General features: G+C 71.9%; 14 protein-coding genes and 1 pseudogene. 10 read left to right on the top strand and 5 right to left on the bottom strand.

Annotated elements, in window-relative coordinates:
- The first annotated feature begins 22 nt into the window (after positions 1–22).
- Positions 23–1120: a barstar family protein gene (locus MTF65_RS19975; RefSeq protein ID WP_243630135.1), complete on the top strand. Its 1098-nt coding sequence runs from the start codon at positions 23–25 to the stop codon at positions 1118–1120.
- A gap of 42 nt (positions 1121–1162) precedes the next feature.
- Here the strand turns inward: MTF65_RS19975 and MTF65_RS19970 are convergent.
- Positions 1163–1371: pseudogene (locus MTF65_RS19970) on the bottom strand (hypothetical protein).
- Positions 1372–1501: 130 nt separating this feature from the next.
- Between MTF65_RS19970 and argC the strand changes: the two are divergent.
- From argC to MTF65_RS19945, 5 genes are read left to right on the top strand one after another with little or no spacing between them, the layout of a single operon-like run.
- Positions 1502–2530 (top strand): N-acetyl-gamma-glutamyl-phosphate reductase, encoded by a 1029-nt coding sequence (gene argC, locus MTF65_RS19965; RefSeq protein WP_243630134.1) that lies wholly within the window; start codon positions 1502–1504, stop codon positions 2528–2530.
- Positions 2527–3696, top strand: a complete 1170-nt coding sequence (gene argJ, locus MTF65_RS19960; RefSeq protein ID WP_243630132.1) for a bifunctional glutamate N-acetyltransferase/amino-acid acetyltransferase ArgJ — start codon at positions 2527–2529, stop codon at positions 3694–3696. Before argC ends, argJ begins: the two co-directional genes overlap by 4 nt.
- A complete protein-coding gene (argB, locus tag MTF65_RS19955) occupies positions 3693–4625 on the top strand; it encodes an acetylglutamate kinase (RefSeq protein ID WP_243630131.1) in 933 nt (310 codons plus the stop codon). Before argJ ends, argB begins: the two co-directional genes overlap by 4 nt.
- On the top strand, positions 4622–5860 hold the full coding sequence (locus MTF65_RS19950) for an acetylornithine transaminase (protein WP_243630129.1): 1239 nt from the start codon (positions 4622–4624) through the stop codon (positions 5858–5860). Before argB ends, MTF65_RS19950 begins: the two co-directional genes overlap by 4 nt.
- A 7-nt stretch (positions 5861–5867) precedes the next feature.
- The gene (locus MTF65_RS19945; protein WP_243630127.1) at positions 5868–6404 is read left to right on the top strand and encodes an arginine repressor; all 537 of its coding nucleotides are present in this window, start codon (positions 5868–5870) and stop codon (positions 6402–6404) included.
- A 152-nt stretch (positions 6405–6556) separates the two neighbouring features.
- Here the strand turns inward: MTF65_RS19945 and MTF65_RS19940 are convergent, their stop codons facing one another.
- The gene (locus MTF65_RS19940; protein ID WP_374207271.1) at positions 6557–7243 is read right to left on the bottom strand and encodes a L,D-transpeptidase; all 687 of its coding nucleotides are present in this window, start codon (positions 7241–7243) and stop codon (positions 6557–6559) included.
- A gap of 70 nt (positions 7244–7313) precedes the next feature.
- Positions 7314–8753, bottom strand: a complete 1440-nt coding sequence (locus MTF65_RS19935; protein ID WP_243630126.1) for a HEAT repeat domain-containing protein — start codon at positions 8751–8753, stop codon at positions 7314–7316.
- 163 nt (positions 8754–8916) lie between these two features.
- Here MTF65_RS19935 and MTF65_RS19930 point away from each other — a divergent pair, with 163 nt between their 5' ends.
- Together MTF65_RS19930 and argH are read left to right on the top strand one after the other, a co-directional pair.
- Complete coding sequence (locus tag MTF65_RS19930) at positions 8917–10110, top strand: argininosuccinate synthase (RefSeq protein WP_243630124.1); 1194 nt, start codon at positions 8917–8919, stop codon at positions 10108–10110.
- Positions 10111–10213: 103 nt separating this feature from the next.
- Positions 10214–11644, top strand: coding sequence for an argininosuccinate lyase (gene argH / locus MTF65_RS19925; RefSeq protein ID WP_243630122.1), 1431 nt, complete (start codon positions 10214–10216; stop codon positions 11642–11644).
- 55 nt (positions 11645–11699) lie between these two features.
- On the opposite strand, the gene MTF65_RS19920 is transcribed toward argH, so the two are convergent.
- Both MTF65_RS19920 and MTF65_RS19915 read right to left on the bottom strand, forming a co-directional pair.
- The gene (locus tag MTF65_RS19920; RefSeq protein WP_243630121.1) at positions 11700–12206 is read right to left on the bottom strand and encodes an HAD domain-containing protein; all 507 of its coding nucleotides are present in this window, start codon (positions 12204–12206) and stop codon (positions 11700–11702) included.
- 26 nt (positions 12207–12232) lie between these two features.
- Positions 12233–12970: a DUF6215 domain-containing protein gene (locus MTF65_RS19915; RefSeq protein ID WP_243630118.1), complete on the bottom strand. Its 738-nt coding sequence runs from the start codon at positions 12968–12970 to the stop codon at positions 12233–12235.
- Positions 12971–13118: 148 nt separating this feature from the next.
- Here MTF65_RS19915 and MTF65_RS19910 point away from each other — a divergent pair, with 148 nt between their 5' ends.
- Both MTF65_RS19910 and MTF65_RS19905 read left to right on the top strand, forming a co-directional pair.
- Positions 13119–13667, top strand: coding sequence for a TetR/AcrR family transcriptional regulator (locus MTF65_RS19910; protein ID WP_243630116.1), 549 nt, complete (start codon positions 13119–13121; stop codon positions 13665–13667).
- Entirely contained in the window at positions 13667–15211 is a 1545-nt protein-coding gene (locus MTF65_RS19905; RefSeq protein WP_243630114.1) for an MFS transporter, read from the top strand. Before MTF65_RS19910 ends, MTF65_RS19905 begins: the two co-directional genes overlap by 1 nt.
- Positions 15212–15282: the final 71 nt, after the last annotated feature.

Raw genomic sequence — 15282 nt, 5'->3', positions numbered from 1 at the left:
GGCCGCGTGCGGTGGTCGGGGCATGATTTCCGCTGTGCATGAGGACGAGAAGGAGCACGGGAGCGCGCGGTACACGCTGACCGAGACGGAGCACGGCCATGTCTGGGGCGTCTGCGCCGAGGTGGAGGGACTGTTCGGAGAGTCCCCGCGCGCGACGTACGAGCTGTTCGGCTGGGTTCCGGAGGAATCCGGCGTACCAGCTTGGGTCGGCAGCCGGGTGTGGCTGGTGCCGGACGACGAGACACTCGACGCCTGGCACCTGGAGGACGCGGAAAGTATGGGGCCGCTCCCCGGGACGGACAGCCTGTTGCTCACCGGCCTGGCCGACTACGAAGGTCCGCCCGAGGGGCACCGGGGAAGCGTTCGCGTGCACGACGGGCACCGCTGGCTGGGCTCCTGCCGGGAATTCACCCGCATCCTGTCACCAGAGCAGGTGCCGCCCCCGATCGTCCTTCGGGGGTTCGCGCGGAGCGATCAGCTGAGGGCGGCGCTGATGAAGGGCACCCGGCGGGCGCTGGACCTGGAGGAGGCCGCTCTGGAGATACGGGACGACCGAGGTGGGCTGCTGACTGATCGGCTGCTGTGGGCCACGGTCAGCGACTGGCGCCCCTCCTCCCGCGGGACGGACCTGATCGACCTGGAGCTCGACGGAGGCCGCTTCACACCCGTTCCCGCATACGCCCGGCCCATCTGGGAGCGGTGGCTCGCCGGGCCGCCGGACGCCGTGAACGCCTGGGCCGGCCTCGATACCCGCCGCCGCGGGGCCTGGCACGACCTCGTCCGAGAGCGGGCCTGCCGACGATCCCACCATGACCGGCCGGCCGGTCACGCCTACGAACTCGACGGCCGGCACATCACCGACGAACCCGCCCTCTACCTGGCGCTCGGCGAGGCGGTCAACGGGCCGGGCGGCTACTTCGGCGGCTGCCTCGCCGCCCTTGACGACTGCCTGCACGGCGCCTTCGGCTACACCGCCCCCGCCACCCTGCTCTGGCGAGACGCCGCGACCGCGCGCGAGCACCTCTCCTACGCCCTGACACCGGACGGCCGGCCCTACGACCTGTTCGCCGCAGTCCTTGAGGCCCTGGCCGAGGGCGGCATGGACGTCACACTGGCCTGAGCCGCTGTCCGCCCGGCACTCGCGCCCCGCTCGACGCCGACCTCAACTCTTGACGGCCTCTGCGATCCGCAGGGCGGCCTGGGCGGGCGTGAGGTGCGTGGTGTCGACGACCTCGGCCTCGCCGTGCAGCCACGTGAGCGTCTCGCCGACCTTCTCGGCGTCGAAGACCGTGAATCCGGGATCAGCCGCTGCACGAGTGCACTGGTCGTCGTCTTGCCTGCGCCGTGGGTGCCGTTGAGCCATACGATCATGGGCCCAACGCTAGCGCCGCACGGGCCGCGGGAATGGGCACAGCAGAGCTGCCGCGTGCCGGAGGACCGCGACAGCGTTGCATAAAAGTGCGGGATTACGTATAGTCATGCCATCAAGGATGGAGGTCCGATGGTGGTACGTGTAGCGGTGGCCGGAGCGAGCGGGTATGCGGGCGGTGAGGTGCTGCGCCTGCTGCTCTCGCACCCCGAGGTGGAGATCGGCGCGCTGACCGCGAACTCCAACGCCGGACAGCTCCTCGGCTCCCTTCAGCCGCACCTCGTGCCGCTCGCGGGCCGCACCCTGGAGGCGACCACGCCCGAGGTGCTCGCGGGGCACGATGTCGTGTTCCTCGCCCTGCCGCACGGCCAGTCCGCCGCCGTCGCCGCCCAGCTCGGCGAGGACGTCCTCGTCGTCGACATGGGCGCCGACCACCGGCTCAAGGACTCCGCCGACTGGGACACGTTCTACGGGGCCCCGCACGCCGGCACCTGGCCGTACGGCCTCCCCGAGCTGCCGGGCGGCCGCGCCGCGCTGGCGGGGTCCAAGCGCATCGCGGTTCCCGGCTGCTACCCGACCGCCGTCTCGCTCGCGCTCTTCCCGGCGTACGGGGCGGGACTGGCCGAGCCGGAGGCCGTGATCGTCGCCGCCACCGGCACCTCCGGCGCGGGCAAGGCCCTCAAGCCGCACCTGCTCGGCTCCGAGGTGATGGGCTCCATGAGCCCGTACGGCGTCGGCGGCGGCCACCGGCACATCCCCGAGATGATCCAGAACCTGAGCCCCCTGGCCGGGCAGCGCGTCACCGTGTCGTTCACGCCGACCCTCGCGCCGATGCCACGCGGCATCCTCGCCACCTGCTCCGCCAAGGCCCTGCCGGGCACCACGGCCGAGTCGGTGCGCGCCGCGTACGAGAAGGCGTACGCCGACGAGCCCTTCGTCCACCTGCTCCCCGAGGGCCAGTGGCCGGCCACCTCGTCCGTTTACGGTTCCAACGCCGTTCAGGTCCAGGTCGCCTACGACGAGGCGGCCCAGCGGATCATCGCCATCAGCGCCATCGACAACCTGACCAAGGGCACCGCCGGCGGCGCGGTCCAGAGCATGAACATCGCGCTCGGGCTCCCGGAGAGCCTGGGTCTTTCGACGATCGGAGTCGCACCGTGAGCGTCACGGCAGCACAGGGATTCACGGCGGCGGGCATCGCCGCCGGGATCAAGGCAAACGGCAATCCGGACCTGGCCCTCGTGGTCAACAACGGGCCGCGTCTGGCCGCCGCGGGCGTCTTCACCTCCAACCGCGTCAAGGCCGCGCCCGTCCTCTGGTCCGAGCAGGTCCTGCGCGGCGGCACCGTCGGCGCGGTGATCCTCAACTCCGGTGGCGCCAACGCCTGCACCGGCCCCAAGGGCTTCCAGGACACCCACGCCACCGCCGAGAAGGTGGCCGAGGCCCTGAACGGTCTCGGCGGCGGCGAGCACAACGCCGGCGAGGTCGCCGTCGCCTCCACCGGCCTGATCGGCGTCCTGCTCCCCATGGACAAGCTGCTGCCGGGCATCGACACGGCGGCCGCCGCCCTGTCCGCCGACGGCGGCGAGGACGCCGCCATCGCCATCAAGACCACCGACACCGTGCACAAGACGGCCACCGTCTCCCAGGGCGGCTGGACCGTCGGCGGCATGGCCAAGGGCGCGGGCATGCTCGCCCCCGGCCTGGCCACCATGCTCGTCGTCCTCACCACCGACGCCGACGTGGACAGCGCCACCCTCGACACGGCGCTGCGCTCCGCCACCCGCACCACCTTCGACCGGGTCGACTCCGACGGCTGCATGTCCACCAATGACACGGTGCTGCTGCTCGCCTCCGGCGCGTCCGGCCAGGTGCCGGCGTACGAGGAGTTCGCCGAAGCGGTACGCACCGTCTGCCACGACCTCGCCCGCCAGCTCATCGGCGACGCCGAGGGCGCCAGCAAGGACATCCGCATCGAGGTCATCGGCGCGCTGGACGAGGACGACGCGGTCGAGGTCGGCCGGTCCATCGCCCGGAACAACCTGCTCAAGTGCGCCATCCACGGCGAGGACCCGAACTGGGGACGCGTGCTCTCCGCGATCGGCACCACCAAGGCGGCCTTCGACCCGGACCGCCTCAACGTCGCCATCAACGGTGTCTGGGTCTGCAAGAACGGCTCGGTCGGCGAGGACCGCGACCTGGTCTCCATGAAGGACCGCGAGGTCCACATCACCGCGGACCTGTCCAACGGCACCGAGTCGGCGGTCATCTGGGCCAACGACCTGACCGCCGAGTACGTCCACGAGAACAGCGCGTACTCCTCATGAGCACCGCGAGAAGGCACACCGCGCTCCCCAAGGCCGAGATCCTCATCGAGGCCCTGCCCTGGCTCACCCGCCACAACGGCAAGATCGTCGTCATCAAGTTCGGCGGCAACGCCATGATCGACGAGGACCTGAAGGCCGCCTTCGCCCAGGACGTCGTCTTCCTGCGGCAGGCCGGCCTCAAGCCGGTCGTCGTCCACGGCGGCGGCCCGCAGATCAACGCCCAGCTGGACAAGCAGGGCCTGGTCAGCGAGTTCAAGGCAGGACTGCGGGTCACCACCCCGGAGGCCATGGACGTCGTACGGATGGTCCTGGCGGGCCAGGTCCAGCGTGAGCTGGTCGGGCTGCTCAACCAGCACGGGCCGCTCGCCGTCGGCATGACCGGCGAGGACGCCCACACCATCACCGCGAAGAAGCACAGCCCCGAGATCGGGGGCGAGCGCATCGACATCGGCCGGGTCGGCGAGATCACCGCCATCGACACCGGGGCCATCGAGGCGCTGCTGGCGGACGGCCGGATCCCGGTCATCTCCTCCATCGCGCGCAGCGCCGACGACCACCACGTGTACAACGTGAACGCCGACACCGCGGCCGCGGCGCTCGCCGCCGCCCTCGGCGCCGAGACCCTGATGGTCCTCACCGACGTCGAGGGCCTGTACGCGGACTGGCCCAACAGCGACGAGGTGATCAGCCGGCTCACCGTCAGCGAGCTGGAGAAGCTGCTGCCCGAGCTGTCCAGCGGCATGGTGCCCAAGATGGAGGGCTGCCTGCACGCCGTGCGGGGCGGCGTGACCACCGCCAGAGTGATCGACGGAAGGGTCCAGCACTCGATCCTGCTGGAGATCTTCACCGACGAGGGAATCGGCACGATGGTCGTGCCCGACACGCAGGCCGATACTCAGGCCGACACGCAGGGAGGGGACAGCGCATGACCGGGAACCAGGAGACCGGCAATCAGCGGTACGGAGCCCGTTGGAAGGGGGCGCTGACCGACAACTACGGCACCCCCGCGCTGGCGCTCGTACGCGGCGCGGGCGCCCAGGTCTGGGACGCCGACGGCCGCCAGTACACCGACTTCGTCGGCGGTATCGCGGTCAACGCCCTCGGCCACGCCCACCCGGCGATCGTCTCCGCGGTGACGGAGCAGGTCTCCACCCTCGGCCATGTCTCCAACCTGTACGCCTCCGAGCCCGTCCTCGCGCTCGGCGAGCGGCTGCTCCAGCTCTTCGGGCGCCCGGGCCGGCTGTTCTTCTGCAACTCGGGCGCCGAGGCCGTCGAGGCCGCCTTCAAGATCGGCCGGCTGACCGGGCGGACCCGCATGGTGTCCACCGACGGCGGCTTCCACGGCCGGACCATGGGCGCCCTCGCGCTCACCGGCCAGCCCAAGAAGCAGGACCCCTTCCTGCCGCTCCCCGGCGATGTGACGCACGTCCCGTACGGTGACGTGGAGGCCTTGCGGGCCGCCGTCACCGAGGAGACCGCGCTCGTGATCATCGAGCCGATCCAGGGCGAGAACGGCGTCGTCGTCCCGCCCGCCGGGTACCTGACCGCAGCCCGCGAGATCACCCGGGCCACCGGCACCCTGCTCGTCCTCGACGAGGTGCAGACCGGTATCGGGCGCTGCGGCCAGTGGTTCGAGCACCAGGCCCACGAGGGCGTCGAGCCCGACCTCGTCACGCTCGCCAAGGGTCTGGGGGGTGGACTGCCGCTCGGCGCCCTGGCCGCCTTCGGGCCCGCCGCCGACCTGCTCCGGCCCGGCCAGCACGGCACCACCTTCGGCGGGAACCCGGTGGCCTGCGCCGCCGGCCTCGCCGTCCTCGACACCATCGCCGCCGACGGACTGCTCGACCAGGTCAAGGCGCGGGGCGAGCGGCTGCGCTCCGGAATCGAGGCTTCCGGAAGCGCGCTCGTCTCCCATGTCCGCGGTGCGGGCCTTCTGCTGGGTATCGTGCTGACCGAGCCCCTCGCACCCCAGGTGCAGAAGGCGGCTCAGGACGCCGGCTTCCTGGTCAACGCGCCCGCCCCCGACGTCGTACGGCTCATGCCCCCGTACGTTCTCACCGAGGACGAGGCGGACGCGTTCGTCCAGGCCCTGCCCGGTGTCCTCGCGGCAGCCAAGAGCGCTGCCGAGAACGCGGCCAACGGGGACGGACGAACCGGGGAATGAGACGACGATGAGTCAGGCGCAGGAACACGAGCAGAACGGCCCGTCCGTCCCGCAGACCCGAACCGCCCGCCACCGCCGGATCGTGGACATCCTCAACCGGCAGCCGGTCCGCTCCCAGAGCCAGCTGGCGAAGCTGCTCGCCGACGACGGGCTGAGCGTCACCCAGGCGACGCTCAGCCGGGACCTCGACGAGCTGGGCGCGGTGAAGATCCGCAACACCGGCGGCGAGCTGATCTACGCGGTCCCCAGCGAGGGCGGTTTCCGCACCCCGCAGGCTCCGCTCGGCGAGTCGGCGAAGGAGGAGCGCATGCGGCGCCTCTCCGGTGAGCTGCTGATCTCGGCGGAGGCCTCCGCGAACCTCGTGGTCCTGCGCACCCCGCCGGGTGCGGCCCAGTTCCTCGCCTCCGCGATCGACCAGGCCGAACTTCGGGAGATCCTGGGCACGATCGCGGGCGACGACACCCTGATGCTGATCAGCCGCGACCCGATGGGTGGCCAGGCCCTGGCCGACCACCTGCTGCGACTGGCCCAAAAAGAGAGCTGAGCGGTCTCCGTCTCCGCTCAGCAGGTCCCGACAGGTCGTGGCCCGGATCGCGGCCGCCGAGCCCCGAACCCGGATCGCGGCCGCCGCGCCCCGAACCCGGATCGCGGCCGCCGCGCCCCGAACCCGGATCGCGGCCGCCGCGCCCCGCGGCCTCAGTAGCGGGTGACGGCCAGCGGCCCGGACTCCGTGCCGATCACGATGTGCGGTCCGCGCCGCGGGTTCGCCCAGCGCAGGATCGCGCGCATGGCCCGCTCCGGGACGGACACGCAGCCGGCCGTCGCCCCCTTGCCGTTGACGTGCAGGAAGATGCCCGCGCCCCGGCCGCGTACCGGGCGCTCGTAGTTGAAGCCGATGACCAGCGCGTGGGCGTACTGCTTCTCGAACGTCACCAGGCGCTCCGCCTCGCCCGGCGCGCAGTCCGCCGGCAGCGGTTCCACCCAGCGGTTGTAGCTGGCGGACGCGTTGTCCTGGCACCACCACGCGTGCTCCGTCACCCGCCGGTAGCGGTACCCCGTCCCGGCCGGGGCCGATCGGATCCCGAACGCGTACGGGAGCTCGTACAGTCCGGCCGGGGTCGTGTCGGTGCCCTGCGTGCGGGTCGCGCCGTCGGTCAGCCCGTTCGCGCCGAACCGGGCCTCGACGCTGCCCTCCTCGTACCAGCGCCCCGCGCGCCGGTCCCACCACGTCACCCGTCCGGTGGTGGATCCGGGCCCGGGCGCGACGGCGGTGATCAGCTGACTGCCGCCGCCGGTGTCGGCGAGGCGGGCGGGCAGCGGGTCATGGCCGTGGGGCAGCAGGGTGGTGACGATCAGTGAGCCGGTGACGAGAGCGGTACGCAGCACATGTCAGACGGTACGGGGGGAAGGCGCGGAGGCAGCGCAGGCAGGCCGTCGAGGCGGAAGTCAGGGTTCAGTATCCGTCCGTCGTGGACCGCGGGCGGGGCAATCCGAGTTGTGAGCGCATCCGGTTCATGACGTAGTCGCTGAACAGGTGCGTGCAGCGGTCCAGCAGGGCGCCGACCTCCAGGTCCCGGAACGGCAGGCCGGGCGGCCGGTACGGGGACCACAGGCTCCGGATGCGCTGCGCGGCGATGTGCCGCAGGCCCGGGTCACGGTCCGTCAGCAGCTCGACGGAGGCCCGCAGTCCGGCCACTCCGCCGCGCGTGTGCAGCAGCCGGTACGCGGCCCGGCGGGTGTGCGGCGGCCGCTCGGGCGTGATGCGGGCCAGCAGCCAGTCGGCGGGCAGCCGTTCCGCCGAGTCGCACAGGCTGAGCGAGGCCTCGCGGGCCACGGCCGGCGACGGGTCGTCGAGCAGCGCGCGCAGCCGGTCCTGGTCGACCGTGCCGTCCAGTGCGCGCAGCCCGCCGAGGGCGGCGGCCCGCACCGCGTCGGCCCGGTGCTCCAGCAGGGCGCGCAGCAGCGGCGCGTCGGCCCGCTCGGCGCATTCGGAGAACCCGGTCACGGCGTACGGGGAGACGCGCGCCGGGTCCGCGACCAGCTCGCGGTAGCGGGCGTACGGGTCGCCGCCGTCCTGGCGCACCAGCCAGCGGGCGCAGGCCCGGACCAGGCCGGAGCGGTCGGTGAGGTGCCGGGCGGCCTCGGAGGCCCGCCCGGCCCGGCGCAGGGCGGTGACCCCGGCGGCCCGGACCATCGGGATGCGGGCGCCCCGCAGGCGGTCGACCGCCTCGTCGTCCGGCCCGTCGGCGGCCATGGCGGCGAGGGCGGAGTCCGCCCACTGCCCGGCCGTCACCGGATCCGGCTCCTCGGCGGCCCGCCGGGCGAGCTCCCGTACGTCGTACTCCCCGGCCTCGACGGCCAGCCGGGCGGCGAACCGCCGGGTCGGCAGGTCGGCGCTGTCGAGCAGCCCGGCCAGGACGCCGGAGCCGCCGCCGGAGCCGCTGCCGGAGCCGCGCAGCTCGGCCCCGAACCGCTCAAGCGCCCAGGCGCCCTGCCCGCGGCGGCCCAGCCGCAGGACGAGCGGGGTCAGCCGGTGCAGCACCGGCACGGGGTCGGCCGCCAGGGCCTCGGTCAGCCGCCGCCGTGCCTGTTCCCGCACGGCCGGGACCCAGTCCGCGCACCGGATCACGAGGAGCTCGGGCGGCGGGTGCGGTGCGCGCAGCGCCCCCTCGCGGACCCGGCCGTCGGGATGGCAGAGGCGGACCTCCGCCCGGTTGCTCCGGGGGAACCCGTACCAGCGGCGGTGGATGCTGCGCACCTCTTCGTCGAAGGCGGTCCAGGCCTCGGGCCCGGCGCCGGGCAGTACCTCCCCGACCCCGTCGGCTTCGCCGCTCAGGAGCAGCTCCGCCACTGCCCGGCCCTGGTCCGCCGCCCGCCGCTGTCCGGCGCCCATGTGCCCTCCCCGTGGTGCGTCGAACCCTGATCGTAGACAGCCGGCCCGGGGCGGCGCCCGCGATATTCCGGCAGGTCAGGACGCGCGCCGGGGACTGATTGACGAAACATACGGAGTAGTGCATAGTTATGCCTGTCGTTGAATGCACCCTAAGGAGAAACCCGTGACCGAGCGCGTCGTACTCGCCTACTCGGGCGGCCTGGACACCTCCGTCGCCATCGGCTGGATCGCCGAGGAGACGGGCGCCGAGGTCATCGCCGTTGCCGTGGACGTCGGCCAGGGCGGCGAGGACCTGGACGTCATCCGCAAGCGCGCGCTCGACTGCGGTGCCGTCGAGGCCGAGGTCGCGGACGCCAAGGACGAGTTCGCCAACGAGTACTGCCTCCCGGCGATCAAGGCGAACGCCCTCTACATGGACCGCTACCCGCTGGTCTCGGCGCTCTCCCGGCCGACCATCGTCAAGCACCTGGTCGCCGCCGCCAAGAAGCACGGCGCCACGACCGTCGCCCACGGCTGCACCGGCAAGGGCAACGACCAGGTCCGCTTCGAGGCCGGCATCGTCGCCCTCGCCCCGGACCTCAAGTGCATCGCCCCGGTCCGCGACTACGCGATGACCCGGGACAAGGCGATCGCCTTCTGCGAGGCGAAGAACCTCCCGATCGCGACCACCAAGAAGTCCCCGTACTCCATCGACCAGAACGTCTTCGGGCGGGCCGTCGAGACGGGCTTCCTGGAGGACATCTGGAACGCGCCGATCGAGGACATCTACGAGTACACCTCGAACCCCGCCGAGGCTCGCGAGGCCGACGAGGTCGTCATCTCCTTCAAGGAGGGCGTCCCGGTCGCCATCGACGGCAAGCCCGTCTCCGTGCTCCAGGCCATCCAGCAGCTCAACGAGCGCGCCGGAGCCCAGGGCATCGGCCGGATCGACATGGTCGAGGACCGTCTCGTCGGCATCAAGTCCCGTGAGGTGTACGAGGCCCCGGGCGCGATCGCGCTGATCACCGCCCACCAGGAGCTGGAGAGCGTCACCGTCGAGCGCGAGCTGGCCCGCTACAAGCGGCAGGTCGAGCAGCGCTGGGGCGAGATGGTCTACGACGGCCTGTGGTTCTCCCCGCTCAAGCGCGCCCTGGACGGCTTCATCAACGAGGCCAACCAGCACGTCACCGGCGACATCCGGATGACCCTGCACGGCGGCCGCGCCGTCGTCACCGGCCGGAAGTCCGACGAGTCGCTGTACGACTTCAACCTCGCCACCTACGACTCGGGCGACACCTTCGACCAGTCCAAGGCCCAGGGCTTCATCGAGATCTTTGGCCTGTCCGCGAAGATCGCCGCCCGCCGCGACCTCGCCTGAGTCGTTACCGCACTAGGCAGTAGTACGGACGGCCTCCCCGTGTCCTCCGCGACGGGGAGGCCGTTGCACACCCGAAGCCATGCAGTCTTGAGGAGCAGCAGCTGTGAGCAGCAACAACGGTGGTGACGTCCGGCTCTGGGGCGGCCGGTTCGCCGACGGCCCTTCGGAGGCGCTGGCCCTGCTGTCGGCGTCCGTCCACTTCGACTGGCGTCTCGCCCCGTACGACATCGCCGGCTCCCGCGCCCACGCCCGGGTGCTCCACAAGGCGGGCCTGCTCACGGCCGAAGAGCTCGACCGCATGATCGCGGGCCTGGACCGGCTCGAAGCCGATGTGGCCGACGGCTCCTTCACCGGCACCGTCGCCGACGAGGACGTGCACACCGCCCTGGAGCGGGGCCTGCTGGAGCGGCTCGGCGCCGACCTCGGCGGCAAGCTGCGGGCCGGCCGGTCCCGCAACGACCAGGTGGCCACCCTCTTCCGGATGTACCTGCGCGACCACGGCCGGATCCTCGGCGGCCTGATCGCCGACCTCCAGGACGCGCTGGTCGGCCTCGCCGAGACGCACGCGGACGTGGCCATGCCGGGCCGGACCCACCTCCAGCACGCGCAGCCGGTGCTCTTCGCCCACCACGTACTGGCCCACGTGCAGTCGCTGTCCCGGGACGCGGAGCGGCTGCGGCAGTGGGACACCCGGACCGCGGTCTCCCCGTACGGCTCGGGGGCGCTGGCCGGCTCCTCGCTGGGCCTGGACCCGGAGGCGGTCGCCGCCGACCTGGGCTTCGAGCGCGGCTCGGTCGGCAACTCGATCGACGGCACGGCCTCGCGCGACTTCGTCGCCGAGTTCGCCTTCATCACCGCGATGATCGGGATCAACCTCTCCCGGATCGCGGAGGAGATCATCATCTGGAACACGAAGGAGTTCTCCTTCGTGACCCTGCACGACGCCTTCTCGACCGGGTCGTCGATCATGCCGCAGAAGAAGAACCCGGACATCGCGGAGCTGGCGCGAGGCAAGTCGGGCCGCCTCATCGGCAACCTGACGGGCCTGCTGGCCACGCTGAAGGCGCTGCCGCTGGCCTACAACCGGGACCTCCAGGAGGACAAGGAGCCGGTCTTCGACTCCTGCGACACGCTGGAGGTCCTGCTGCCGGCCTTCACCGGCATGATGGCCACCCTCACGGTCAACCGGGAGCGGATGGAGGAGCTGGCTCCGGCGGGCTTCTCGCTCGCGACCGACATCGCGGAGTGGCTGGTCAAGCAGGGTGTCCCCTTCCGGGTGGCGCACGAGGTGGCCGGCGAGTGCGTCAAGGAGTGCGAGGCGCACGGCATCGAGCTGGACGAGCTCACGGACGAGCAGTTCGCGAAGATCTCCGAGCACCTCACGCCGCAGGTCCGTATGGTCCTGAACGTGCCCGGCGCGCTGGCCTCCCGCAACGGCCGCGGCGGCACCGCCCCGTCGGCGGTCGCGGTCCAGCTCACCGAGCTGAAGGCCGACCTGGTCATCCAGCACGCCTGGGCGGCCCACAAGCAGTAGGCGCAACCGCCCGAAGGGGCGGCCGGAGCACCCGCTCCGGCCGCCCCTTCGGCGTCTACGGGGCCCAGCGGGCCAGCGCCTCGAAGTCCGGCCGGAGCAGGCCGATCCGCTCGTCGATCCGCAGCAGCAGCGCCCGCGCCGGGTGGCGCTGGTCGACGTACTCGCGGTCCATCGCCGTGATGTCGTCGTCGATCCACGCGAACGGCCGCCCGCCCGCGTACTCCAGGATGTACTGGGTCTTCCAGAAGGTGCCGCGCGGCGCCCGGCCGTGCATCTGCGGCCAGTCGATGTACGGGAGCCTCGGCAGCCCCAGCCGCGGGCCTATCCAGTCGTTGGCCTCGTCCTTCCAGGTCGTGGCCCAGACGAGCTCGTACGAGTCCGCCAGCGCGAGCAGCTCCTCGCCGTGGGCGGGGTTCAGCCAGACCCGCAGGGGCTTGCGGTCCGCCTGCGTCCAGCCCGTCGGGCGCATCCGGTGGGTGGTGTAGCCCGCCGGGCGGCGCTGCGCCTTCGCGGCGTACGGGTTCAGCGGGCCGTCGACGTCGATCAGTAGCAGTGGCTTCATGCTCGGCATGGCGATCGGCTCCGTCGTCAGTTCGGTGTGACGGCCCAGTCCGGGACCGCCGGGAGCACTTTCTCGGCGACGCGCAGGAGTACCGCGTCGTCCGGCACTCGGCCGTCGGTGCGCCACACGGTCAGCTCGAAGGAGCCGCCGCTGTCCTTCTCGTCCTGGGCCACGGTGAGGACGCGGGTCGGGAGGCCGGGGACGCTCTGGGCATCGCTGCCGTCGAGGCGGAAGCGGATGCTGAGGGTGCGATCCGAGGAGAAGAACGCCGGGCGGCCCAGAACCGTCTGCAGCGGCGCGCCGTTCCCCAGGAGGACGGCGGAGTCAGCCACGGAAAACCGGTCGGCGGTGGCCGTCAGGTTCACGGTGTAGGTCTCGAACTGGACCTTGGCCGAGGGGGTGACGATCTCCTTGCCGCCGCCTCCGGCAGGATTGAAGGTGCTGCTGTTGCCGCTGGCGTTCAGCGCGATCTCCGTGGGCGTGCCCAGCAGTTCGGCGAGCTCGGGACGGTTCAGCGCCGTGCACAGTTGCTCCCCGGAGACGGGCCGGGGCGCGTTCCCGGCTTCCCCGGTCTCCCCGGTCCGCTCCGGCGTCTTCGTGGGCTTGCCGTTCGAGCACGTGGCGGGCGGCCGCGGGCCACCGCTCGAGTTCGTCGCCTCCCCGACCACCCACAGGCCGCCACCGAGTGCCCCGATCAGCGCCACGGCCGTGACTGCCTGCCCCCACGCCGCGCCCGCCGTGAGTGTGTCGCTGCCTTCGGTCATGTCCCCCACCTGCTGTGATCCCCCGATGTGCATGCCCCGATGTGCATGCCCCGATGTGCATGCCCCGGGACCTTAACCCGTGATCATCGGGCAGGGGAACAGGGTTCTTGATGAGACATTGATGTCTCATTTGGGGTATGGTTGTCTCATGGCCATGGATCGTGATCAGGTGCTCCGCGCTGCCGCCGCCCTGCTCTCCCGCAAATCGACCGCCACGATGGACGAGGTCGCCCGCGCCGCCGGAATCGGCCGCGCGACCCTCCACCGGCACTTCGCCGGGCGCGACGCCCTCGTACGGGCGCTCGAAGACCTCGGCATCCGGGAGTTCGAGGTGGCGTTCGACAACGCCCGTCTCGACGAGGGCAGCGCCGTCGACGCGCTGCGCAGACTGGTCGCCGAGTCCGAGCCCAACGCGCAGTTGCTGGCCTTCCTCGTCACCGAGAACCAGCTCTTCGAGGGCGACCAGATCAACGAGGGCTGGGCCCGGCTCGACGCCCGGGTGAGCGCGCTCTTCCGGCGCGGCCAGCAGGAGGGGGACATCCGGATCGATCTGAGCCCCGCCTGGCTCACCGAGGCCCTCTACGGCCTCATCGGCACCTGCGCCTGGGCCGTCATGGACGGCCGGGTCGCGGCCAAGGACTTCCAATACATGATCATCGAGCTGCTGCTCGGTGGCGCCCGACGGAGTGTGGAGTGATGAGCAGTACCGAACAGCTGAAGCGTCAGACGGGGACGGAGGAGAGGAGTCCGGGCCGCTGGCTCGCGCTCTCCGTACTCGTCCTCGCCGTGCTGCTGGTCGCGGTGGACGCCACCGTACTCGGTCTGGCCACCCCGTCCCTCAGCGAGGACCTCAAGCCGTCCGGAACCCAGCTGCTGTGGATCGGCGACATCTACTCCTTCGTCATCGCCGGTCTGCTCGTCTCCATGGGCTCCCTCGGTGACCGCATCGGCCGAAAGAAGCTGCTGCTCGTCGGCGCCACCGCCTTCGGCGCCGTCTCCGTCCTCAACGCCTACGCGACCAGCCCCGAGATGATGATCGTGGCCCGGGCGCTGCTCGGCGTGGCCGGTGCGACGCTGATGCCGTCCACCCTCGCGCTGATCCGGAACATCTTCCACGACCCCAAGGAGCGCAGCCTCGCCATCGGCATCTGGGGCGCCACCGCCTCCGCCGGCGCGGCCGTCGGCCCGGTGGTCGGCGGAGCGCTGCTCCAGCACTTCTGGTGGGGCTCGGTCTTCCTCATCAACCTCCCCGTCATGGCCGCCCTCGTCCTCGTCGGCATCAAGCTGCTGCCCGAGTCGAAGAACCCGGTCGCGGGTCCCTGGGACCTCGTCAGCGTCGGTCTCTCCCTCGTCGGTGTCATCGCCGTCGTCTACGCCGTCAAGGAACTCGCCACGCACGGACCGACCTGGGAGGTCGCGGCCACCGCGATGGCCGGCGCGGCCGCGCTGTACGCCTTCGTGCGCCGCCAGTTCACCCTGCCGTCGCCGCTGCTCGACATGCGGCTGTTCAAGCACCGCGGCTTCTCCGGCGCGGTCCTCGCCGACCTGCTGACCGTCTTCGGACTGTCCGGCCTCGTCTTCTTCCTCTCCCAGTTCCTCCAGCTCGTCCAGGGCCGCGATCCGCTGGAGGCGGGCCTGGCCGAACTGCCCGCCGCGATCGGCGCGGTGGCCACCGGTCTGCTCGCGGGCCGGTACGCCCGCAGGTACTCGGTGCGGTCCATCGTGACCGGCGGCCTGGCCGTCATCGGCCTGGCCCTGGGCGCACTGACCGTGCTCCACAAGGAGAGCGGCTACCCGCTGCTCGGCGCCGCACTGCTCGCCGTCGGCCTCGGCGCCGGTTTCTCCTTCACCGTCACCGCCGACGTGATCCTGTCCAGCGTGCCCAAGGAGCAGGCCGGTTCGGCCTCCGCCGTCTCCGAGACCGCGTACGAACTCGGCGCCGCCCTCGGCATCGCCCTCCTCGGCTCCATCGTCACGGGCGTGTACCAGGGCTTCAACGCCCCGGCGTCCGTCGCCGGCCCGGTCGCCGACGCCGCGCACGAATCGCTCGGCGGCGCCGTCGAGGCGGCCAAGTCGCTGGATCCGCACACCGCTCAGGAGATGGTGGGCGCGGCCCAGGAGGCCTTCGTGGACGGGCTCCGGCTCGCCTCCGGCGTCGGCGCGGCCGTGCTGCTGGCCACCGCCGCGGCCGCCTGGTTCCTGCTGAGGGGCCAGAAGCTCCAGGACGGTACCGAGCACTGACGTCCCGACAGGGGAGCGGGTGTCGCGCGGAGTTGACAGTGCGTCGAACCGCAGGCCACCATCCCCAAGCG

This window comes from Streptomyces sp. APSN-46.1 (genome assembly GCF_022815725.1).
Lineage (GTDB): Bacteria > Actinomycetota > Actinomycetes > Streptomycetales > Streptomycetaceae > Streptomyces.
This window is presented reverse-complemented; position numbering and strand designations above follow the sequence as displayed.